The organism is Thiohalomonas denitrificans (assembly GCF_016841685.1).
Classification (GTDB): domain Bacteria; phylum Pseudomonadota; class Gammaproteobacteria; order Thiohalomonadales; family Thiohalomonadaceae; genus Thiohalomonas; species Thiohalomonas denitrificans_A.
The window spans coordinates 16,873-38,936 of sequence record NZ_JAENYR010000020.1 but is presented as its reverse complement, the minus strand read 5'-3'; the positions used below and the strand labels follow the sequence as shown (position 1 = coordinate 38,936).

Here is a 22,064-nt window from a genome sequence, read left to right as displayed (position 1 = left end):
GTCGAGAAAGTAACCTTGTGAAGCTGGCAACGAGTGAGACCATGCCCACCGACGTTCAAGAGCTAATCCAGAATTTAATCCGGTCTGAGCATTTTCACGGCCAACGGGAACCCAAGCACGGACCGGAGAAGCGGGTTGTGACCATTTCCCGGGGGTATGGTGCTGGCGGCGAGCAGATAGCCCGACGGTTATCCGCGGCTTTGGGTGTTGAGGTCTGGGATCGGGCAATTCTTGATGCTGTCGCTGAAAGTGCAAAATCCTCGCCGGAGTTAATGGCTAAGCTTGATGATAAGGTAAAAACGGGTAAAGCTACCTGGATTTACAACTTCCTGACAGGTCAAAAAGCCTTTTTAGCCTCTTATCGTTACCATTTGGTAAATGTGGTGCTGGCGCTGGCGCAACGCGGTGGAATTATTGTCGGACGCGGAAGCCACGTGATTCTGGCCAATCGGCCGGTATTTCGCTTGCGAGTGGTTGGAAGCCCCGAACTCTCTGCCCGGCGGGTATCGGTTCGCCAGGAGATGGATTTTGATGCGTCGCTTGCAGAGGTTATGCGGGTGAATAAAGAGAGGGAGCAGTTCCTCTGGAAAGCATTTGGGCATCATTTGAATGAACCGGAGTGCTTCGACCTTATTGTCAATACCGATCATTTCGATGACCGCTGGGATGAGATTACAGAGCTGGTCCTTAATGCTATCGGACTCGTTTTTGATAAACGCGAGTATCGATAAGGGGCGATCATGAGCTCTCCCGTTAATAGTGCTCCGACGCTGGTATTGCATATTGTCAGCGCCCATGAGCAGGTCTTCTCCGGTGAAGTCAGCATGGTATCGGTTGCATCGGTTCAAGGGGAGCTGGGTATTCTGCCACGCCATACCCCATTGATGACGCTGTTGAATCCGGGCGAAGCACGTCTGAAGTTGCCCAATGACGAATACGAATACATTTACGTGTCCGGTGGAATGATGGAAGTCCAGCCCCATGAGGTAACGATTCTTGCAGATACTGTCCTGCGCGGAGAACAGATCGATAAGCAGGCTGCCCTGGAGGCCAAACGTCGGGCCGAAGCGCTTATTCGCACCAGTGTCCTGTATACCGATCGTGATCACGCACGGGTTGAAATGATGAAAGCATTGGCCCAGCTACGAACGTTAAGAGACAGTCAGTGGAAGCGAAAACGTTAAAGGTTTTTTGTCATGATCGAGGGTGACGCCGCTTTTCCAAGCGGCGTTTTTCGTTGTTTTTGAAAGAAACCGGATGAATTGCAATCAAAGAGGTTGTGATAACAAGAGAAATTTACTAATTTATCGATTTGTATATAATGCTTCCAGTGATGTAGATATCTGTTTCTCAGACGAAGCTTTTTCGAGGAGATAGTAAGTGGCAAAACGTAAGAATATCGAAGCCCTGAGTGCCCAGGAACTGTACGAATTGGCAAAACGGCGCGAACAGGAGGAACTCGAAAAGGAGCGTGAAGAGGTAAAAGCTCAAGTTGAGGCTCTACGTGCCCAGCGCCGCGAACTGATAGCGCAAAACAAAAAAGCGGTCGGTGCCGTTGACAAGGAAATTCTTACCCTGAAACGCAGCATCGGTAGTAGTGTGCGTGGCAGCCGTTCCTCAGGCAACATCTCTCAGGCGGTACTGGATGTACTCAGTCAGTCCGGCAAGGCCACTACCAAAGAGATTCGCTCCTCGTTGGAGCAGTCGGGAGTCGACACTTCGAACCTGGGCCAGTGCCTGGCCTACCTGAAGCGCAATGGACGAATTGCCGCTCCCGAGCGCGCAACTTATACCCTCGCATAATCTCATTGCAGGAGGGGCTTCCTGGACGGGGCCCCTTGTCATTGCACCGCAAGGGCGTTGAGGGTTCCGGAGACCCGGGGCCGGTGGTTTCCGGGAGGCTGAGTCCTTATTGCACTGTTCTCCGTGAACTTTGCGCCTCTGCGGTGAATTTTTCTCGGGTATGGCGTGATTCGACTTTGTATACTGTCGATATGCGACTGATTGACACCCACTGCCATATCGACGTCGATGAATTTGCCGACGACCGTGATCGTGTCATCGCCGAATCGCGACGGCAGAATATCGACGCTATCATCGTCCCGGGGATCATTGCCGAACGTTTTGACAGTCTCGAAGAGATCTGTAGAGATCCGCTGTTGTACCCGGCTTTCGGATTGCATCCGGTTTATCTGGATCGGCATGTCCCCGATGATCTCAAGAAGGTGGAGCGCCGGGTGGCGGAGTCCGCGCCGGTGGCGATCGGTGAGATTGGCCTCGATTACTTTATCGACTCCCCCGATGTGGCGGGGCAAAAGAGACTTCTCGAAGCCCAGTTACTACTTGCCCGCGACGCGGGTTTGCCGGTATTGCTGCATATTCGCAAGGCTCACGACCATGTCCTGGCCATGTTGCGGCGCATGCGGTTTTCCAACGGCGGCATCGCGCATGCCTTCAACGGTAGTCATCAGCAGGCGGAGCAGTTTTTGGCACTGGGTTTCAAGCTGGGGTTCGGCGGTGTGGTGTCCTATGAACGCTCGGGTAAAATCCGTCGCCTGGCGGCGGACCTGCCGCTCAGTGCGATAGTGCTTGAAACGGATGCGCCGGATCTGCCGCCAGTGTCACACCGGGGAGAGCGCAACAGTCCGGCCTACCTTCCTGAGATCCTCGTCACGCTTTCAAAATTGCGGGACGAAGCACCGGAAGTGATCGCCGAGAAAACCACGATTAACGCCATCGAGTTGATGCCCGCGCTTGCTTGATGGTAGGGCAAAAGGCGTGCATCCTTTCGCACTGCAACCTAAACGTACAGACTGATATTTCATGGATCCCCTGTTTCAACGTACCGCCATTATTCTCGGCGAAGCTGGCATTTTTCGGTTGCGCAGTGCTCATGTCTTTGTTGCCGGGCTGGGCGGCGTCGGGTCATATGCAGTCGAGGCATTGGCCCGCGCCGGTGTCGGGCGGCTTACGTTGGTCGACCACGATATTGTTGCCGGTTCTAATTTGAACCGACAACTTCCGGCACTTCGTTCGACGGTGGGACGATTGAAGACGGACGTTATGGCCGAGCGGGTTGCCGACATCAACCCCCATTGCGACGTGCAGTTGATTAAACGTTTTATTCGCAGTGATGATGTCGATGAATTGATTACCGGGTCTTATGACTTCGTTATCGATGCGATCGACAGTCTGAACTGTAAAGTGTCGTTGTTGATTGCTGCCCACGAGCGCACAATCCCGGTGATTTCTAGCATGGGGGCGGGAGGAAAACTCGATCCGAGCCGTATCGTGGTGGGGGACGTGATGGACACCGATAACTGTCCGCTGGCGCGCCTTATCCGTAAACGCCTGAGGCGTCGGGGAGTGGGGAGGGGGATCGGCGCCGTTTGGTCCAACGAGCCTTCCTGCGCCCCGTTGCCCCCGGAACCTACTCAATCCGGGCGTGACAGGGCGGTGAACGGCACGATCAGCTATCTCCCGGCCTTGTTCGGCTTGACCCTGGCCGGCACTGTTATCCAGCGACTCGTTACAAGTTGATGAGCTCAGCACGGCGTTACCTCACGTTCGTGCCATGTTAAAGCGCAGCCGCTCTACCTGGTCTTGGGCCCTGTACGACTGGGCCAACTCGGCCTTCGCCACCACTGTGATGGCGGGTTTCTTTCCTGTGTTCTTCAAGCAGTACTGGGCTGTCGATCTGCCGGACGAGCAGAGTACCTTCTGGCTCGGCCTGGCCAACTCTCTATCGAGCCTGCTCATCGTTGCTCTGGCCCCGTTGTTGGGTGCCGTCGCCGATTGCTGGGGCGCCCGCAAAAAGTTTTTGCTAACGTTTACTACCTTTGGCGTGTTGATGACGGCACTGATGCCCTGGGTGGGACAAGGGGAGTGGCTGTTGGCGGCGCTGCTCTATTTTCTGGCGACGGTAGGCTTTTCCGGGAGCCTTGGCTTTTACGATTCTCTGATCGTTTTCATCACCAGACCGGAGGGCTACGACCGTGTCTCGGCCTTCGGATTTTCTCTTGGTTATCTCGGCGGTGGACTGCTGTTTGCCTTCAATGTGTGGATGACCGTTCAGCCGGAGCTTTTCGGTTTGGCCGATGCATCCGAGGCGGTGCGGCTCTCCTTTATTACCGTGGCGCTGTGGTGGGCCCTGTTTACGTTGCCGCTTTCGCTATTCGTCAAAGAGCGGCCCGGTCGGCACGTAACTGCCCTGAAGGCCGCCCGGGGCGGCTGGCGGCAGTTGCGTGAGACCTTCCGTCATGTACGGGCGCTTCGCATGACGTTTTATTTTCTGCTCGCCTACTGGCTCTATATCGATGCCGTGGACACCATAGTCCGCATGGCTGTGGACTACGGTCTGGCACTGGGATTGGCGCATGAGAGCCTGCTGATGGCATTGCTCATCACTCAGTTCGTCGGTGTGCCGGCAGCATTGATTTTTGGCCGAATCGGAGAACGCATCGGGCCGAAAAATGGAATCTATATCGCCCTGGCCGTCTACACCGGCGTGGTATTTTGGGCGATGTTCATGGAGACCGCGGGCGATTTCTACGCTATGGCCGTTACCATAGGGCTGGTGCAGGGAGGCCTGCAGTCCCTGAGTCGCTCGCTCTACGCGCGGTTGATTCCACCGGATAAATCGGGTGAATTCTTTGGTTTCTTCAATATGATGTCGAAGTTCGCAGCTGTATTCGGCCCGGTAATGGTGGGCGTTACGGGCGTACTCACCGGCAGCAACCGGGCCTCGCTCGCCGTTCTGCTGGTGTTGTTCGGCGCGGGTGCCTGGTTCCTGTCCCGGGTCGATGTGGCGGCTGGTCGCCGGGCGATTTCGGGACACACCTAGAGCCTGTCCGAGAATAGACTGGCCTACTCGGCTCGGGCATCGATAATAGGTTCCAGACACTCTCCGCTGCCGCCATCCGTGGCAGTACACTGGGACGCAGACCGGATTGGAATTGGAACGGAGGGCGCCGACCTGCGGCGCCCGCCTCGGCTTAGCTGCGGGAACGAATCCGCCGGGTCATGCCGAGCCCGACCAGACCGCCGATCATGAGTGCCAGAGGACCCGGCTCCGGCACGGTGACCCCACCATCGCCCCTGACATAGGCGCTGATGTGAGAGACATCCCTGGTATTTCCCACTCCGAAGGGATCATCTTCGAACGGACTGGACCAGGTACCCCCGGTGGCGCTCTCTGCCAGAAGGTAGCCGACCAAAGTCGTATTGGCGCCGCTCTTGAGCACCATCATGATATCGTCCCAGTCGTTCCAGGCCGTCCCGTCGATGGCCCAGCTGCCGGATTGAGTATCACCGGTTATGGTGAAACCGATATCATGGGTGGTGTCATAGCTGATGCTGCCATTGATATCCGCCTTGTCTGCGTATTCCCAATCGGTGAAACCGAAAAACGCCTCCTGGTTGACGGTGATTGGATCGGTATTCAGGAAATCCTGGTTGGCGGTATCGCTGTATTCGCAAGCTGCTGTGTTGGTTACATTCCCTTCGATGGAGGCCGGACAGCTAATTGTCGCGGCATTCGCTCCGGAGAGCATGAAGCCTCCCGCGATGAGTGTTGTACCCAACAGGGCACGTTTTGCAGTCATTGGTTTTCTCCCTTTGTGGTCTTGGCGATAGATGCCTTTCCAGAGCCGTGTCATCCCTGTGCTACGGCTCTAACTGTAATCTAGGCCATGCAGCTACCGAAGGAGATGGGGTATTAACCCCGCTTTCGGGCGGCAAACTCTGTAGGACCGGGTATTTTTACGGGTAGGTGAACCATTCCACGGCAGGAGTGTCGTGGAATGGCCTTTTTGGTACGTACGAGGGCTGTATGGCCTTTGCACCGGGTGGTCAACAGGAGTCGATAAGGAGACGACATTGCTGCACAACAACGAAGCTGGCGTTTGCAGAAGTCTAACCAGGGTATCGTGTTGACCCGGCTGGCGAGGATCCTGGGAAGACTCCTGCCCGCGTTGGTGGTGCTCGCGGTGCTGCTCTACCTTTCGCTGCCGGTAGCCACCGGATGGCTGGCGCAGCATCTGCTAAAAAACCACGGCCTGGCACACCCCCATGTGAAGGTCACTCATGTCGGCCCGGATCGGTTGCGTATCGAGAGCCTTCGATTCACCTGGAACGGGGTGCCGGTATCCCTCGGACCGATGGAGGTGACCTACGGACTGGCCGGAGTGCTTGAGGGGCGGGTCGAAAGCATTTACCTGGAGAGAGGAAACATCGCTGTTCCGTCGCATGAAGGCGCTGCCGGCGTCGGACAGTTTCCGAGTCGATTGCCACGCCTTCCCCTCCTGCCCTTTGAGACCTTGGACATTGAAGCGCTGACGATCGAAGTGCCGGAGAAACCTGCGGCGACTTTGGCAGGAAACTGGATTTACAGCGCCGATCACCTGAATGGTCGGATGGTGCTCGCCGGCGGCGGTGCCGAGAGGGCGATCGTGACTACCGAATGGCGGGAGGAAATACTGGAGCTGAAGCTCTTTGTCCCTCCGGAATTTTCCAACCCCCAGGTTCGACTGCGCCTGAGCAGGGCGGTCGTCGGGCTGAAGGCCGAGGCCGCACTGGAGGGTTCGGCAGCCTCCTTACGGAACGCCTTGGCCCCTTGGTGGAATATGCCGGAACAGTGGCAGGGACGCGGCCGGACCCTGCTGGACGGCGTGGTTCGAGAGAACGGCTTCGAAGGAGAGTACCGTCTCGATGCTTCCCTTCAGGGGCTGACCGCCTGGCAGGCGGAGCTGGATGGGAACGTTCAACTCGATTCGGAACGTTTGGTCCTGACGGTTTCAGATGGCGGCCGGGTGGATGGCCGCGGGCCGGGATCGCAACGGCTCGGTATTGCCTTCCATGACTCCTTTCGGGCCGAGAGTCGGTTTCGCAACGTGGGCTCTCCCGTGTTTGCCGGCCGCGGTGAAATCGTCGTGACGGCGGACTCAATCACTGAGCGCCTGGACGCAACTGCCCGTCTTACCGACCCGAGAGTGGATCTCGGCGAAGTCCCTGAAATCCGCACCCTGGTCCAGGCGGCAGGGACCGCGCGCCGGGATGGCAAACCGCCGATCCGGTTGGCGGCTGGCGGGCCGCTGCATTGGACCCCGGACGCCCTGCAGTGGAGGGTGCAACCTGATGCGAGCATCGCCATTTCGAAACCGTATGCGGGACCTTCGGAATCGCCCCTTGAGCTCAGCCTTCTCAACGAGGCGGAGATCGCCTGGAAACGGAAGGGGGGATGGACGGTAAGTCCTGCACGCTGGAGGGTGGATGCTCCCGACTGGGGGATCGAAACCGCACAGACCGCGGTGGACGGGATGTACCTGGAGGTGCAGGAGGTGAGCGGAGCGGGCGAGCACTGGGAGGCATCGGGCACATTTTCCGTCCGCTCGCTGCAGGGTAGGGTCGGTGCGGGTGAATTGCCCCCGATGTCGGCGAAGGGCCGTTTTACGGCCGGTCCCGAACAGGTCGTTATCTCCGCGGCTGCAACGGGTCCCGTTCTGTCGGCCAGGATTTCGGTCACGCATCACCTCGAAGCACAGACCGGTGCGGCCCGCTGGCAGCTCGAACCGGTACTCCTGAGACCGGAGGGGCTCTCCCTTGCAAGCTTTTACCAGCCGTGGCCGTATCCCTTTGATGTCGGCAAGGGCACCATCCATGCCGGGGGACAATTCCAGTGGCAGACGGGGGAGAGCACGAGCTTATCGGGCGAATTCGATCTGAAGGGTGAAAAACTCGGCGGGTATTACAAAGAGCTGCTGTTCTCCGGGGCCGAACTCGACGCCTGGCTTGCGCTGGAGCCCGACGGCATACTCCAGACTCGTCAGCCTGCACCCCTGACCATCGAACGCATGACTGCCGGTTTTCCGGGACGCAATTTCCAAACGCGGGCCGCGCTGCGCATCGGTCCGCAGTTGCCGCTGCAGCTGCGACTGGAACACCCCTCTGTTGAACTGCTTGGAGGCCGGGTCCGGAGCGACATCATTGAACTGGATCTGGCGCAGCCGGTAAACCGGTTCGCGGTCGAACTCGAGCGGATCGCCCTGGATCAACTACTGGATCTCGAACACGCTCCGATAGAGGGTTTTGGCCGGGTCAGTGGAATGCTTCCCCTCCAGTTGAGTGAACAAGGGCTCGCCATGCAGGGTGGCCAGGTGGCCGCCATCGAATCGGGGGTGATTCGTTACCGTCCGGGGGAGGAGGGCCAGGCACTGGAAAAAAGTGGTCAGAATATGCAGTTGGCTATTGCGGCATTGCGTGACTTTCACTACGAATCACTCAAGGCCGATGCCGATTACTCACCTAGCGGACAGCTGGAGCTCGAGATACGGCTGCTGGGTAACAATCCCGACCTCTTTCAGGGAAGGAGTGTTCAATTCAACATCAACCTCGAGGAGAATATACCTGACTTGCTGCGGAGCCTGCGGGCGGGCCAGGAGCTCGAGGGGCAGATCGATCAATGGGTACAGGACTTCTACCGTCGGCGACAAAATCGAAAGCAATAGGGGAATCCGACCATGGAAGGAGGTACGATGGATGTATGTGCACCCTGGAGGAAAAGATGCGGATGCCAGTGAATTCCCTCTGGCGGGGGCTGTGGGCTGTGAGCCTGCTGGCAGTATCGGCTATCGGCTGCACACCCACCGTGCAACTCGCCCCGCCGAAAGAACCCATTACCATCAACCTTAACGTGAAGGTACAGCACGATATCCGCGTCAGGGTCGACAAAGAGCTGGATGAAGTGTTCAGCGAAGAGAGTCCGCTGTTTTAACCAAGACACCGCTACGCCAAGCAGTATCGGGGCGCTTTGATTCATTGGCAGGCGCCTCGGCGGATAACAGGCCTGGGGATGAAAGAATGACCAGAACAGTTACGGCACGGATTTTCAGTTTGATAGTCCTGCTGGCAGCGCTCGCGGGATGGTCCGTGGCATCGGCTTTGGAGCTTGAGGAGGCCAAGACCCGTGGATTGGTCGGTGAACGCCCGGATGGCTATCTGGGTGTCGTTATCGATAACCCCCCGCCGGACGTCTCGGATCTGGTGCGGGAGATTAACCGGAAGCGGCGGGAGAAATATGAAGAGATCGCCGCCCGCAATGACACCTCGGTGACTGTCGTACAACAACTCGCAGGGAAAAAGGCGATCGAAAAGACGCCAGGCGGGATGTTCGTCCAGGTTCCCGAGGGCACCTGGATTCGGAAATAATACGCAATCAGCTACGGAGGGGCATCCGGCGGATGCGATACACCAGCCCCGCGCAACCCAGTGCAGCGAAAATGGCGATGCCCAGGAAAGCCCAGGTGGGTGTTTCCACACGATAGTCGAGCTCGACGATACGCACGTTATCGCTACCCACCAGTACGTCGATCTCGTTCCCGACCGCCAGGCGATCATACTGCGGCGGGGGCGCTGCCTTCGACACTACCTCACCGGCACGCATCCCTTCCTGTATCTCGATGTAGAGTCGGTGCTGTTCATCGATGAGGGGTAGCCCCGAAGGCATGGCATGCTCCTGCCGGACCACCCGCTTGTCGATGATGCGGGCAGTGACCCGTTCGTTACCTTCCAATGGATTCTGTTCCTGTCGCGCCTCATACCATTCGAAGACATTCGCGGAAGCCCCCATGAACGCAAATACTGCCGTGAGGGCAAGAAGTACAACCAGAAACAGGTAAAGTGCTCTCATTGGGAAGATCCGGGGCGAGTTGAGAATGCAGCATATTCTACCGGCTAAGCGAGAGGTATTCCGCCGACTGTGCCATTTTCCCGGAACATGAGGACACCATGGCAGATGGCCTCCGCCGAGGGCCTGCCGAAGAGAAGACCTGTTACGAATCGGCATTTGGTGAAGTGCACGGGTTAAGGATGGAGCCAGCGCGCCGAGACCTTTCCCTCTTCATCCCAGTCGAACTCCGCCCGCACCGGTCCTTCGGGGGCATAGTGGAGCCAGTCCAGGTGGGTGGCGACGGCCTCCAGGGTGGCAAAGTGCCGGTAACCGGCGGCATCATCCACCGGTTCGTCCGGACCCGGCACCCCGGCGCCCGGAGCCGGCGCGGGGCTGCCTGATGCAGCGGCGGTAAGATAGCGCCGCCGTCCCTTGGCCGGCAGCTTTCGCCATGCTTCGGCCGTGATCTCATCGCCAACGTGAATTCGGATCTCCGTCAGTATCCGGAGCTGCACGGCGCTTTCCGGATCGAAAAACACAAAGACGCCCCGCGGACGTTCCACCAGTTCGTCGCCTTTTGGTGAACGGCGATCGGTATTTACGAAAAACTGCCGCGACTCCCGTCGGACCTCGCGAAGTACGACGGTGCGGGCATCCGGTCCATTGTTTCGGTCAACAGTAGCCAATACCGGGCGGTGCAGGGCGGAGCTTTCATCTGCGGTTGCCCGGCGCAGTTGGCGCCAGGTGTTTTCCAGTATGGTGTCGAAGCTGTCGGTGTCCATACCGGCAAGGATAGCGGGCCCATGCCCTGGGCTACTAGTGCACTAATCCCGCTGCAGATGCTCCAGAAGCTGTTTTCTGAGGGCACTGGGCAGGCCGTTGATGCTGAGGGTATCGGTGTCGCTGTCGTAGTGGACCCGCTGGTTGAGCTGATAGGAGCCGAAGCTGATCGCCAGGTCTTTCTCCCGACCAGCAAATTTGACGTAGCGGCGCAGGCTGCGGCGGTCCATCATCAACTCCTGTTCGCCTTCCGGAGCGCGACGCTCTACCACCTGAACAAACTCGTCGTGATCAACACCGTCGAGCGTCTGTGCCAGTTCTTTCAGGTCGACCGGCGCATCCTGTTGATCCCGTTCCAGGCAGTATTCGACCACTTGGTTGCGATATTCGCCGACCTGCTCTTCCGGAAGCTTTTCCGAATAGGCCTCCACCCCTTCGAGAAACGCGAGCGTGGCTCCGGCCTTGTCGAGGCCATTGGCAAACCCCGTTAGTGCGTAGAAGGCGTCGGTGAGGCCCGGATTACCGCGAGGCGGCAGCAGGGTCAGATAGGAGTAATGCTGTCGTACCTTCCACTCCGCCAGGTCCACCTTGATGCCGAACAGCGAGGGACCGGTGTCGAGGGAGTAGCTGGGCTTGACCTTGAGGTCGTCGCCGATGGAGAGCGCCTCCTTCTGGCTCGCTATAAACCAGTAGAAGAGGTGGCGGATCGGTGTCTTCTCCACGAAGAAGAGGCAGTGCGCATTTAGTTCGACCTTGCCGCTGTCGAGGTGCCGTCGCAAATCCTCCATCAGGGTTGCCGTCAATTCTCCGAAGGCACGCTCATCTTTGACAAAATCCGTCAGTTGCCGAGGCAGGGAAGCCGAACCCTCTTCCGTGGAAAAACTGCCGTGTTCGCGGCTAATCCTTCCGAGAAATGCGCTTTTCAAGCCATCCAGCAGCGCTTCGCAGGACTCTTCGGCGGCGAGTTCCTGCTGGCGGAGAGACATTTCGGCCTCGGAATCGGTACTACGGCGGATACGATGGACGGTGGCGTGCGTGATGGACATGGATTCGAAGGCCTTGGAGCGAGGTGGCAATTCTACTCTCAGCAGAGGCTGCGGCCAACGGTGCTAGTTTTTGATTGAAGCGGAAGCGCCTGGAGATGCTCTGATGCACGGACGCCCCATTGCCGAATATGCGCTCCTGTCGGACTGTCAGGGAGCAGCGCTCGTCCATCGCGACGGCTCCATTGATTGGCTCGCGCTCCCCCGGTTTGATTCTCCGGCCCTGTGCGCCCGCCTGCTCGGGGGCGAGGGTGGCTACTGGAAGCTTGGGCCGGTAGACGATATTCAGGGTCAACGCGGCTACATCGAGGGCTCCATGGTGGTGAACACCACTTTCCGCTCGCAGGAGGGCGAGGTGGTCATCCGTGATGCACTCGCCATCGGCCTGCATCAGGGGGCCCATGCCATCGGCAAGGATTCGCCCCATGCCGTTATACGGGAGGCCGTATGCACGCGCGGGTCAATGGAGTTGACGACAAACTACGCTCCACGTCCGGAGTACGGCTTGATCGTGCCGATCCTGCGCCCGGTGGCGGGCGGCGTGCTGGCCCGCGGCGGGGCATCCGTCCTGCGTCTCTCCGCTTCCATTCCCCTGAAGACGGATACCTCCACCGCACATGCGCGCTTTCGCCTGGAAAAGGGGCAGCGTGCGGCTTTTGCCCTGGAATTTCGCAGTAGCGCCGAACCGAGCCCCGGCCCCTGGTCGGTCGAAGCCATCCAGGAATATCTCGAAGATACCATCACGAACTGGCAAGACTGGTCGGCAATGCACCAGGCCTATCAGGGTCCCTGGAGGGAACAGGTCCATTTCGGTGGCCGGCTGCTCCAGGCCCTGACTTACTATCCCACCGGAGCTTTCGTTGCGGCGGCGACCACGTCCCTCCCGGAACGGATGGGTGGCGGACTCAATTGGGATTACCGCTACTCATGGGTGCGGGATGCCAGTATGACCCTGGATGCACTCTGGGTGGCCGCCTGCCCCGATGAAGCCTACAAGTTCTTCGATTTCATCGCCGATGCCTCCCTGGCCCAGATCCGACTGGGGCGTGACGCACAGATCATGTTCGGCATCGGCGGTGAACATGACCTGACCGAACGGCAGCTTGTGCATCTCCCCGGGTGGCGGGGGAGTGCGCCGGTACGGGTCGGTAACGGTGCCTGGAACCAGCGGCAGTTTGACGTCTACGGGGAACTGCTGGCGGCGGCCGAACGGCTACGGCACCAACTTGCCGAACATATCGACCCATTGACCCGCAGCTTTCTGGCTGAGGTTGCCGATGTGGCGGCGAACCGGTGGAAGGAGCCGGACCAGGGCATGTGGGAAATCCGGGGGAAGCCTCGCCACTTTCTGCACTCCAAACTGATGTGCTGGGTCGCCCTCGACAGTGCAATTCGCCTGACCGACCTGATTGGTGGTGAAGAGAGGGTTGACCAATGGTTGGCAGCGCGGGACGAGATTCGTGAGGCAATTCTGACACGCGGCTGGAGTGAACGGGCAGGCGCCTACGTGCAGGTTTTCGATAGCGATGTGCTGGATGCATCGGTACTGGTGATGGCGCTGAGCGGCTTTCTGCCAGCCACGGATCCCCGCATGCTGGCTACGATCGATGCGATTGAGGAGCGGCTGACCGACAAACGGGGACTGGTTTACCGCTATCGCGAGATCGACGGTGAGCCGGCGGACGAGAGCGCTTTCCTGCTATGCACATTCTGGCTCGCCCATGCCCGCGCTTTGGCGGGGCAGGTGGAGCAGGCGAAAGTCGTCTTCGAACGCGCAGCCGCCTGCGCCAACGATGTGGGTCTGCTCTCGGAAGAGTTCGATTCAAGAACGGGAGAACTGCTGGGAAACTTCCCGCAGGCGTTCAGCCATATCGGGCTAATCAACGCGGCCTGGGCGATTAGCCAGGCGGAGGAGCGCAACGATGCTAACCGCTAAAGCGGGGGAGGGTCACGGTCGGCTGCAGCGCTACGCAACTATCAGGGGCAGGTATTTTTTGTTCTGTATGCACGATGAAAGACCTGGCCCTTAACCTGTGAGGCGAAATGTAAAGGGCGTCGCCGTGCCTGCACTTGTTAGATGCTGGATCAGATTAGCGAAGATACTTGCGAATATCCGCTCGGTATCGCTTTTCATCGAGGAACCACAGCCACTCGATCTCGCACGTCGGTGTCGCCGCTTGTACCGTATGGATTCGTGCCGCACTGCTGAGCGCGTCCACCCCCTCCGGAAGCCCAAGCAGGCGAAACAATGCGTTTGGTGATGCGGTTGATAGTGCTAACCTGGCCGCCCTCAGGAATTTGATCATGACTAGCCCTGATGGGCTGGGAAAGGAGAACGGTACACCATACCGTGAGACCAGCACCTCGAAAGCGGCCATTGGGTGATGGTGAAGCTCTCCATGTGAATCCTCATCATCATATAGGCGGTATGCATCGCTAATTTCATGGCGGCCATCAGCGAGCGGATGAGCGACTAGCAGCATCGTGAACTGTTGACGCGTGACTTTCACGCGGCGGGTAATCAAAAGCTGCTCACCGTCTCCGAAGCGGAATTGATAGCGGTATACGGCATCAGGTTTGTGGAACGCCTCAAGAGCATGCTGTGGGCGAATTCCATCCCATGATGCGTTGAACTCGCGAAAACTTGGACCGACAACGGCGCTGCCGAGCCCAAGTCTCGGGCCATGCCCCGTACGCTTTTCTTCAGCTTCTTCTGGCCAATCAATGGAAATACTAATAGTCCTCTCAACCTGCGTAACGTTCGGAGGGAGGCACACTTCAGCGCGTGGTTGCCGATGCTCACGAGTTACCGAACGTCGCCGGAATGCGTAGGTGATCCCCTGACCGGGTTCGGTGTCGATGACAAAGTCATCCCATGAAATAATGACGCGGCCAGCGCTTCGATTGAAGTCACTCCCCAGTCTACGTTCCACCTCCGCTATGTACGGGAGAATGTCGTTTGGGACTTCATCATCGAGAGCAACCCGCTGGACAGCACGTTCAATACTGAGGAATACAACACCTGCTTTCTCGGCTGTGCATTCTTGATTTGACGGTTGGCCTTGCCGATTACCTCAGCTATCCGCATCGGGCTCTTTCCCAGACGGACACGTTTCACTTCAGCCCACACTTCGGTGTGAGTGCCCGGAGCGATCACTATGTCCGGGAGCCCCGTTTCTTCCAGCAGTTCTGCGGCTTGTGTCTGTTCGTGCAACCAACTCCAGAAGAAAACCTCCGCGACGGTATCGTTGAACTGGTCAGGATCAAGAATATTCTCCCGGACCCGTTTCCGCGCGTTCACATTCGGAATAAAGGCCCAGTAGTCCGCACCGCTAGGTACAACTGCCCACACCGATCGGTCGAGGAGAGCACTTGTAATCTCGCGAAGAACCTCTACTTCATCCGGGTATGTCACCCCGGAACGGACAAAATCATTGAGTCGATGATATTGTTGAACAGCAGGATGATGAGGACTGTTCTCGGCCAAGTTCGCGAGCCCAACATCGGCAAACATACTTTCGAGTACTGCCAACTGCCGGTAGCATTCTTCACGGATAGTATTCGAAAGCAGCATGGGAGCACCTGTTGACAAACTATTGCTGTCCGAGTGGATGCGATTGTTAGGCTCTGAATCTGGGCATTTACCCGATTTCCACTGACAGATAGGCCTTGCCATTGGTATTCTTCCCAACCTTAATATCGATATATCCATCACGCCTTGTAGTTACACAATATCGCTCTTCCGATGGCAAGCTATTTCTTTTCTTAACATTCCATCCCCTAGCGTGATACGAATATCTCTGACGTGCATCGGTATCTTGTGCTCGTCCGTCGCTTACTACACATAGATTTGGCTTTCGTTCAAATATGTCCGCACAATAACCGGACTCTCTTCCATGGTGGCTAGCCATAAAAACATTTGCACTATTCATCGCTGAGACAAACTTTGGTTGTTTCATGAGCTCACGCCATGACGCCGGCTCATTGTCACCAGGTATTACTATGCTTACACCAAGATAATCGAATACAATTACGCCGCTATGATTATTGATATTAGATACGCCGCAGTTTTTCGAGTTAAATTGCGTGATAGCAACACCCCCGCTGACTGCGGGATCACCGACCAATTCTCCATCAGCAATTGTCCCTGTATAGCGGTCGGACATTTCGAAATAAGCCTCGAGCTTGCCCGAATAGGATGATTGGTTTTGCTTGTATACTTCTTCTTTCGGTAGCCAGCTTGGTCGCCATAATTGGCGCACCTTGAACCCCATATTCTTTAGCAACAAAAACTCGTCGATATGATCGCCATGTGGGTGTGTGATTTTCAAACTATCAATTATCTTTGTTATTCCACTTAACCATTCTAGTGGAGAGAACGCAGAAGAGCACCCTAAGTCAATGACTACCGTCTGCCCTGCAGGTGTAAATGCATGCACAGCTTGACCATGGCCTACGTCGTGTATTAAGACACGTAAAGTCATTCTTCTTTCCCTCTTCCGTGAATGCTCTTGTCCGGACTTTGCTTGCTTTTAGCGTGAAGATACCAAGCAGAAATCCCAAAAACTAAGAGCGATAAAAATAGACCAATACCCGCGGCTGTAATGACGGCACAATCCGGCTTTGTAGAATCAGCATACAAGGAGTATGTTGATAGCGAGGAAAACGCACCGATCTGTAGTGCTACGAAACCATTGAGTAACGTGTGAGAACTTGACCACTTGAATGCACTAAAAGTGGTATTCAGATACATCTGATTGTTCGTAAATTCTGTTTGCGAATCTAGCCCTACGCGCCTGATTGCATTAACTTGTCTTACTGGGTAAATGAAATACAGCCTTGTTTGAACAAGAACCGTATAAACTGACAGGAGACCAAGAGTCGTGACTCCCGAGATTAGCGCTGTAAACTCCCAGAAATGGGTTGCTGCCTGGTCACCTAGTTGGAAAATCGTGAGCAACAGCGACGGTACGGCACTCGACAAACCAGCACAGAATTTGACTAGGGATTGATGCCTCTCATCGTAGTACTTAATCAAGCTAAGACACTGCTCGTATTCGATTTTCAGAAATTCATTCATAGCAATTATGTTTGTTTTTCCTGCGGGAAGCCTAACGCCAAGCTCAGCCGAGGAAGGCCGCGTCGCGGCCTGACTTCCGCTGGAGCGACGTGTTATGTTTTAGCCAGCGCCTACTAGTTTTCGGTAGCATATAAATGGGTATTGCATTTCTTGCATATCCTAGATGTTCCTGTCCACGTACTCTTGCACATCACACAAATGTAATTCCCAATGCTACGTTCTACCGACCCATAACTCTCTTTCGAGGAGCTAGCCACCATCGACACAACTTGGTTTTGGCAATGGCGCCTATTGCTAGTATAAGCCTTTGCTTCGGTTTTTTGCCGCAGCAACCACGACTTACGGTTTGCCGTCGCTACTTCTCTTAGCCTCTGCTCGCGCGGATGATAAGCCCACGCTTTTCCATTGGATTCTTCCTCTATATACCTACGAAGAACCTCTTTGTACTGCCCTTTCTCTTCCTGTTTGAACAACCCCGGCACATCGTTGACATTGAGCTCAACTACACCGCATTTGGTTATTGAAGGGTTTTTTAGCTCTGAAGGGAGGGTTCTGTCCTTATAGGTGACGAACACTACGAATGGTACGCCTGCAACGAGCCCTAGCACATCTACAGTCACCCCACTGAAATTAGCTCCCACCTGAACTTCTTCTAGTGTTAAAAGAGATTCTTCGGTTACAAAATAACCAAAATCCGCTGACTCATAGGAGTCTTCACTGAATGCTGGCAGCGAGCGTTCGAGTCGCGGTGTTCTGAACTTCAGACCGTCGTTCGAAAGCTGCCGAATCATTAAGCGGACGGATACGGCGAACGAATATTTACATTCCTTCCGGGTCTCAGTGTGTACATTTTGACTACGATGAGCAAAATGCCATTCCTTTTCATCACCGTGTCTTGCGACCAGCGGTGTTTGGCAAGACGGACAAATGCACCCGCAAGCATTACCCCGTTTCACACTCCCAACATCGACTAATTGCCCGCTTTCAGCGTCAAGGCCGAACGGGATTAATGACTCGATTCCCATCGCGTTCTACCTAGAGAACACGCCAGCCATAGCCAGACACAAAAAGCGGAGCGCAGCGCAGCTTTTTGTGGTCCGAGTTTATGGCAATGTTAGGCATTTTCATTCACAACCGGAAAATATGTTGCTTTGACCCTGCGCGACTTAGAAAGATAAGCCGTCCATATTGCCGCCGCCAGAATAGAGCCAATTAGCGCACCGAAAACTTGAGGATCAGATTCGAGTTCACCGAAAATGAAAAGAGGAAGAAAAATACCCAAGACCATTGATGCTGCTGGGCCAGTAACCCAAAGCAATATTTGTGCTCTTTTTACTACGGTTGGCTTTCTGCCTTTTGCAAGGCCAAAACCCGCATAGATACTTAAGCACACCAATACTAGAAATGACCACCATGTAGCTGACTTATATAGCTGCCATGACTCAACATCTTTTAAATTAGGATATTGAGATTCTGCCAACATTATGTCCGTGTTTATGCGCCCAGCGCCCATTAAAGGGCCTAAGAACATTAACCCCACCACTAGCAATAACAGCCAACCAGCAACTCCTGCTGGCCCTTCCGAACTGGTTTGCGCTGGCGGGGGATTCTTGGCAAAACGGTAAATTCCGTAAATCGCTCCTACGAAGATTAGAATTATCAAAATTTGCCAGATTGATATTCCACCCATGTTTCGCTCCTTTTCTATGCCTAACAGTTGACTAGGCCGAATCGGCCTTTTTCGTAATATGTGGATTCTTCATAACACTGCGTCTCCGGCCCAGGATTCAACGCTAACCTTCCGTTTTTCCGGCAAGAAATCAGATAAAATCGAATTCCAATAGAGGCGTTAGAAAGATTCCGTGTTTCCGATGCTATACGGAAACAGCTGAAAGTCCCTTAAGTCTGCCGAACTTATCCCAGGATGTCTGTAGGCAAATTCCTACAAGGAATACGGACCATCAGCCAAAGAAAAAGGCACCCGAAGGCGCCTTTCTTGGAATCAACTCCCCTAATCCTGGCCTTCTCCCTGGGGGAGAAGGGAAGGGGTTGGTCGTCGGTTAAATCCGCCGAATCTTCTCCAACTGTTCCTCAAGGCTTCTGAGTGAGTTTTCCATGTCGGCTACCTTGTCCTTCTCCTTCTGAACCACCGCTTCGGGCGCCTTGGCGATAAAACTTTCGTTTTCCAGTTTCTTTTTGCCGCGCTCCAGCTCCTTTCCGAGCTTGTCGAACTCCTTGGTGAGGCGGGCCAGTTCCGCATCCTTGTCGATGAGCCCGGCCATGGGCACCAGCAGCTTCATGTTGCCGACCAGGGCGGTGGCGGCCTCGGGGGCCTCTTCACCTTTGGCCAGCCATGTGACGGATTCGGTGCGGGCGAGGCGTTCGATGAAGGCGGTGTTGCGCTCCATGCGGGCCTGGTCCTCGTCGCTGTAGCCATCGAGAATGACCGGTAGTGCCTTGCCCGGGGCGATATTCATACCCGAGCGGATTTTGCGCACGCCGATGATGAAGTCCATGACCCAGTGCATTTCCGCTTCGGCATCGGGAGCGATATCCCCTTCGTCGAGTTCCGGGAAGGGCTGGCGCATCAATGTAGCCACGACTGACTGATCCCCCTCAGTCGCTCCCGGCATCCTGCCTCCCGCGACACTAGCACTTCCCTGTGCGTCGCCCCCAGCCCCTCTCCCTGAGGGAGAGGGGAGCTTCCCGGCCAGCGGGGCTGCTCGCTGCCAGATCTCTTCGGTGATGAAGGGCATAATGGGGTGGGCGAGGCGCAGCAGGGCTTCGAGCACCTGAACCAGGGTCTGGCGGGTTCCGCGCTTGGCCGCCTCACTCGCTTCGGTCGCTCCCGGCATCCTGCCTCCCGCGACACTAGCACGTCCCTGTGCGTCGCCCGTCAGGATCGGCTTGGAGAGTTCCAGATACCAGTCGCAATACTCGTCCCAGGTGAACTCGTAAATCGCCTGGGCTGCGCGATCGAGGCGGTAGGTGGCGACGGACTCGTTCACCTCTTTGACCGCCTTCTGGAAGCGCGAGCGGATCCAGCGATCGGCGAGGGAGTATTCCAGGGCCCCCCCCGATTCACCACAATCTTGACCTTCCGTATTCATCAAGACGTACCGGGCCGCGTTCCACAGCTTGTTGCAGAAGTTGCGGTAGCCTTCGATGCGGCCCAGGTCGAAGTTGATGTCACGGCCGGTAGAGGCCAGGGCTGCGAAGGTGAAGCGCAGGGCGTCGGTGCCGTAGGCGGGAATGCCGTCGGCAAACTCCTTGCGGGTGGCCTTTTCGATCTGCTTGGCCTTCTCCGGCTGCATGAGACCGGAGGTGCGCTTCTCCACCAGCGCTTCGAGTTCGATGCCGTCGATCAGGTCGATGGGGTCGAGCACATTGCCCTTGGACTTCGACATCTTCTGGCCGTGGGAATCACGCACCAGGCCGTGGATGTAGACCTCGTGAAAGGGCACGTCATCCATGAACTTCAGGCCCATCATGATCATGCGGGCCACCCAGAAGAAGATGATATCGAAGCCGGTGACCAACACCGAAGTGGGATAGAACGTCTTCAGTTCGGCGGTCTGCTCCGGCCAGCCCAGGGTGGAGAAGGGCCAGAGGGCGGAGGAGAACCACGTGTCGAGCACATCCTCATCCTGTGCCAGCTTCACGTCGAAGCCGAGGCCGTGCTTGTCGCGCACCTCCGCCTCGCTGCGGCCGACGTAGACGTTGCCCGTCTCGTCGTACCAGGCGGGAATGCGGTGCCCCCACCAGATCTGGCGGCTAATGCACCAGTCCTGGATGTTCTCCAGCCAGTGGTAATAGGTGTTGTCCCAGTTGCCCGGGACGAATTTAATCCTGCCCGAGCGCACCGCCTCGATGGCCGGGTCGGTGATCGCGGCCCTGCCGCCGGTACGGCCGTCCTCCTGCTTGTCGCGGGTCAGATCCACGAACCACTGGTCGGTGAGGTAGGGCTCGATGACGGTGCCGGAGCGATCACCGCGGGGGACCATCAGCTTGTGGTCGTCGATCTTCTCCAGCAACTCCATTTCCTTGAGGTCGTGGATGATCTCGTCACGCGCCTCGTAGCGGTCCCTGCCGCGGTACTTTTCCGGTGCGTTGTCGTTGATCCGCGCATCCACCGTGAGGACGTTGATCATCGGCAGATTGTGCCGCTGACCCATGCCATAGTCGTTGAAGTCGTGGGCGGGGGTGATCTTCACGCAGCCGGTACCGAACTCCGGGTCGACGTAGTCATCGGCGATGATGGGGATCTCGCGGCCGACCAGGGGCAGGGTGATCGTCTTGCCGATCAAGTGCTGGTAGCGCTCGTCCTCCGGATGTACTGCCACGGCGGTATCACCCAGCATGGTCTCGGGGCGGGTGGTGGCGACCACCAGATGGCCGGAGCCGTCGGAGAGCGGATAGCGCATGTGCCAGAGGTGGCCCTGCTCCTCGCCGGAGACCACCTCCAGGTCGGAGACCGCGGTATGCAGTACCGGGTCCCAGTTGACGAGACGCTTTCCGCGGTAGATGAGCCCCTCTTCATGGAGGCGGACAAAGACCTCCTTCACTGCGGCAGAGAGGCCTTCATCCATGGTGAAACGCTCGCGCGACCAGTCCAGGGAGGCGCCCATGCGGCGCAGCTGACGGGTGATGTGGCCGCCGGATTGCTCCTTCCACTCCCACACGCGCTCAATGAAATCTTCACGGCCCAGGTCGTGGCGCGACTTGCCCTCAACGGCGAGTTGCCTCTCGACCACCATCTGGGTGGCAATCCCCGCATGGTCCGAGCCCGCCTGCCAGAGGGTGTTGTCACCCTTCATGCGGTGAAATCGGGTCAGTGCATCCATGATGGTGTCCTGGAAGGCGTGTCCCATGTGCAGCGTACCCGTCACGTTGGGCGGCGGGATCATGATGCAGTAGGGGTTGCCCTCGCCCGAGGGGGCGAAGTGGCCATTGTCTTCCCAGAACTGGTACCAGCGCTGTTCGATAGCGTGCGGGTTGTAGGCTTTTTCCATGGCGTGCGTCGAATTCGGCTCTTTTTTGAAAAACGCGACCGGGCTTACAGGCGCCGGTCGGGGAAATTGAAGCGAATTATACCCGATGAGGGACGGGGTTTGGTGCTGTGCCCCGACCCGCAGGGCCGGCGAGCGACATCAGTATGCGCTGCCCCGTCTAAAAGGCTGGAGAATTGGACGGCGGCCCGTCTTCGCAAAGGTTCGGCCTGCAATACAGAGGAGCTATCGGACCGGATGGGAAGGCAGCAATCGCTTTCCGCATGGTCGGAGGCGCGCCCCCGCGGCGATTTTCGTCATGAATGGCATCGCGCCGAGGGCGGCCCTCCTACCCTCGGGGTGGGAAATATTCCCGGTAGGAGGCGCGCCCTCGCGGCGATTTTCATTGAATCTGTCGCGCCGGGGGCGGCCCTCCTACCCTTCGGGGTGGGATATATTCCCGGTAGGAGGCGCGCCCTCGCGGCGATTTTCATTGAATCTGTCGCGCC

21 protein-coding genes are annotated in these 22,064 nt (G+C 57.0%); 10 read left to right on the top strand and 11 right to left on the bottom strand.

Translation table 11 applies throughout. The annotated features are described in order from the left end of the window. Nucleotides 1-41: 41 nt before the first annotated feature. From Q7L05_RS06405 to Q7L05_RS06380, 6 genes are all read left to right on the top strand, one after another. Nucleotides 42-731 (top strand): AAA family ATPase, encoded by a 690-nt coding sequence (locus tag Q7L05_RS06405; protein ID WP_303903637.1) that lies wholly within the window; start codon nucleotides 42-44, stop codon nucleotides 729-731. A 9-nt stretch (nucleotides 732-740) separates the two neighbouring features. Next, on the top strand, nucleotides 741-1,184 hold the full coding sequence (locus Q7L05_RS06400) for a F0F1 ATP synthase subunit epsilon (RefSeq protein WP_303903633.1): 444 nt from the start codon (nucleotides 741-743) through the stop codon (nucleotides 1,182-1,184). A gap of 196 nt (nucleotides 1,185-1,380) precedes the next feature. Next, nucleotides 1,381-1,803, top strand: coding sequence for a hypothetical protein (locus Q7L05_RS06395; RefSeq protein ID WP_303903630.1), 423 nt, complete (start codon nucleotides 1,381-1,383; stop codon nucleotides 1,801-1,803). A gap of 191 nt (nucleotides 1,804-1,994) precedes the next feature. After that, a complete protein-coding gene (locus tag Q7L05_RS06390) occupies nucleotides 1,995-2,762 on the top strand; it encodes a TatD family hydrolase (RefSeq protein WP_303903628.1) in 768 nt (255 codons plus the stop codon). Nucleotides 2,763-2,823: 61 nt separating this feature from the next. Then, complete coding sequence (locus Q7L05_RS06385) at nucleotides 2,824-3,540, top strand: tRNA threonylcarbamoyladenosine dehydratase (RefSeq protein WP_303903625.1); 717 nt, start codon at nucleotides 2,824-2,826, stop codon at nucleotides 3,538-3,540. 34 nt (nucleotides 3,541-3,574) lie between these two features. Further along, nucleotides 3,575-4,843, top strand: a complete 1,269-nt coding sequence (locus tag Q7L05_RS06380; protein WP_303903622.1) for an MFS transporter — start codon at nucleotides 3,575-3,577, stop codon at nucleotides 4,841-4,843. Between the two features lie 151 nt (nucleotides 4,844-4,994). Here the strand turns inward: Q7L05_RS06380 and Q7L05_RS06375 are convergent, their stop codons facing one another. After that, the gene (locus Q7L05_RS06375; RefSeq protein WP_303903619.1) at nucleotides 4,995-5,603 is read right to left on the bottom strand and encodes a PEP-CTERM sorting domain-containing protein; all 609 of its coding nucleotides are present in this window, start codon (nucleotides 5,601-5,603) and stop codon (nucleotides 4,995-4,997) included. Nucleotides 5,604-5,903: 300 nt separating this feature from the next. Between Q7L05_RS06375 and Q7L05_RS06370 the strand changes: the two genes are divergently transcribed. From Q7L05_RS06370 to Q7L05_RS06360, 3 genes are all read left to right on the top strand, one after another. Then, entirely contained in the window at nucleotides 5,904-8,504 is a 2,601-nt protein-coding gene (locus Q7L05_RS06370) for a YdbH domain-containing protein (protein ID WP_303903617.1), read from the top strand. Nucleotides 8,505-8,566: 62 nt separating this feature from the next. After that, a complete protein-coding gene (locus tag Q7L05_RS06365) occupies nucleotides 8,567-8,770 on the top strand; it encodes a YnbE family lipoprotein (protein ID WP_303903614.1) in 204 nt (67 codons plus the stop codon). Nucleotides 8,771-8,856: 86 nt separating this feature from the next. Beyond that, on the top strand, nucleotides 8,857-9,204 hold the full coding sequence (locus Q7L05_RS06360) for a YdbL family protein (RefSeq protein WP_303903611.1): 348 nt from the start codon (nucleotides 8,857-8,859) through the stop codon (nucleotides 9,202-9,204). Nucleotides 9,205-9,211: 7 nt separating this feature from the next. On the opposite strand, the gene Q7L05_RS06355 is transcribed toward Q7L05_RS06360, so the two are convergent. The 3 genes from Q7L05_RS06355 to Q7L05_RS06345 all read right to left on the bottom strand — a co-directional run bounded on the left by Q7L05_RS06355 (nucleotide 9,212) and on the right by Q7L05_RS06345 (nucleotide 11,490). Beyond that, on the bottom strand, nucleotides 9,212-9,685 hold the full coding sequence (locus Q7L05_RS06355) for a hypothetical protein (protein WP_303903608.1): 474 nt from the start codon (nucleotides 9,683-9,685) through the stop codon (nucleotides 9,212-9,214). A gap of 173 nt (nucleotides 9,686-9,858) precedes the next feature. Continuing rightward, the gene (locus Q7L05_RS06350) at nucleotides 9,859-10,446 is read right to left on the bottom strand and encodes a pyridoxamine 5'-phosphate oxidase family protein (RefSeq protein WP_303903605.1); all 588 of its coding nucleotides are present in this window, start codon (nucleotides 10,444-10,446) and stop codon (nucleotides 9,859-9,861) included. 42 nt (nucleotides 10,447-10,488) lie between these two features. Next, entirely contained in the window at nucleotides 10,489-11,490 is a 1,002-nt protein-coding gene (locus Q7L05_RS06345) for a nucleoid-associated protein (RefSeq protein ID WP_303903602.1), read from the bottom strand. Between the two features lie 103 nt (nucleotides 11,491-11,593). Between Q7L05_RS06345 and Q7L05_RS06340 the strand changes: the two genes are divergently transcribed. Beyond that, entirely contained in the window at nucleotides 11,594-13,423 is a 1,830-nt protein-coding gene (locus Q7L05_RS06340; protein ID WP_303903599.1) for a glycoside hydrolase family 15 protein, read from the top strand. 154 nt (nucleotides 13,424-13,577) lie between these two features. Here Q7L05_RS06340 and Q7L05_RS06335 read toward each other — a convergent pair whose 3' ends face one another. The 7 genes from Q7L05_RS06335 to Q7L05_RS06305 all read right to left on the bottom strand — a co-directional run bounded on the left by Q7L05_RS06335 (nucleotide 13,578) and on the right by Q7L05_RS06305 (nucleotide 21,579). After that, the gene (locus tag Q7L05_RS06335) at nucleotides 13,578-14,420 is read right to left on the bottom strand and encodes a hypothetical protein (protein WP_303903595.1); all 843 of its coding nucleotides are present in this window, start codon (nucleotides 14,418-14,420) and stop codon (nucleotides 13,578-13,580) included. A 5-nt stretch (nucleotides 14,421-14,425) separates the two neighbouring features. Next, entirely contained in the window at nucleotides 14,426-15,061 is a 636-nt protein-coding gene (locus tag Q7L05_RS06330; protein ID WP_303903594.1) for a hypothetical protein, read from the bottom strand. A gap of 67 nt (nucleotides 15,062-15,128) precedes the next feature. After that, nucleotides 15,129-15,971, bottom strand: a complete 843-nt coding sequence (locus tag Q7L05_RS06325) for a ComEC/Rec2 family competence protein (protein ID WP_303903591.1) — start codon at nucleotides 15,969-15,971, stop codon at nucleotides 15,129-15,131. Further along, nucleotides 15,968-16,567, bottom strand: coding sequence for a hypothetical protein (locus tag Q7L05_RS06320; protein WP_303903588.1), 600 nt, complete (start codon nucleotides 16,565-16,567; stop codon nucleotides 15,968-15,970). The genes Q7L05_RS06325 and Q7L05_RS06320 overlap by 4 nt, the downstream gene beginning before the upstream one ends. A 113-nt stretch (nucleotides 16,568-16,680) precedes the next feature. Beyond that, entirely contained in the window at nucleotides 16,681-17,592 is a 912-nt protein-coding gene (locus Q7L05_RS06315; RefSeq protein WP_303903585.1) for a competence protein CoiA family protein, read from the bottom strand. 89 nt (nucleotides 17,593-17,681) lie between these two features. Beyond that, entirely contained in the window at nucleotides 17,682-18,257 is a 576-nt protein-coding gene (locus tag Q7L05_RS06310) for a DUF2569 family protein (protein WP_303903582.1), read from the bottom strand. A gap of 370 nt (nucleotides 18,258-18,627) precedes the next feature. Continuing rightward, entirely contained in the window at nucleotides 18,628-21,579 is a 2,952-nt protein-coding gene (locus tag Q7L05_RS06305; protein WP_303903580.1) for a valine--tRNA ligase, read from the bottom strand. Between the last annotated feature and the right edge of the window lie 485 nt (nucleotides 21,580-22,064).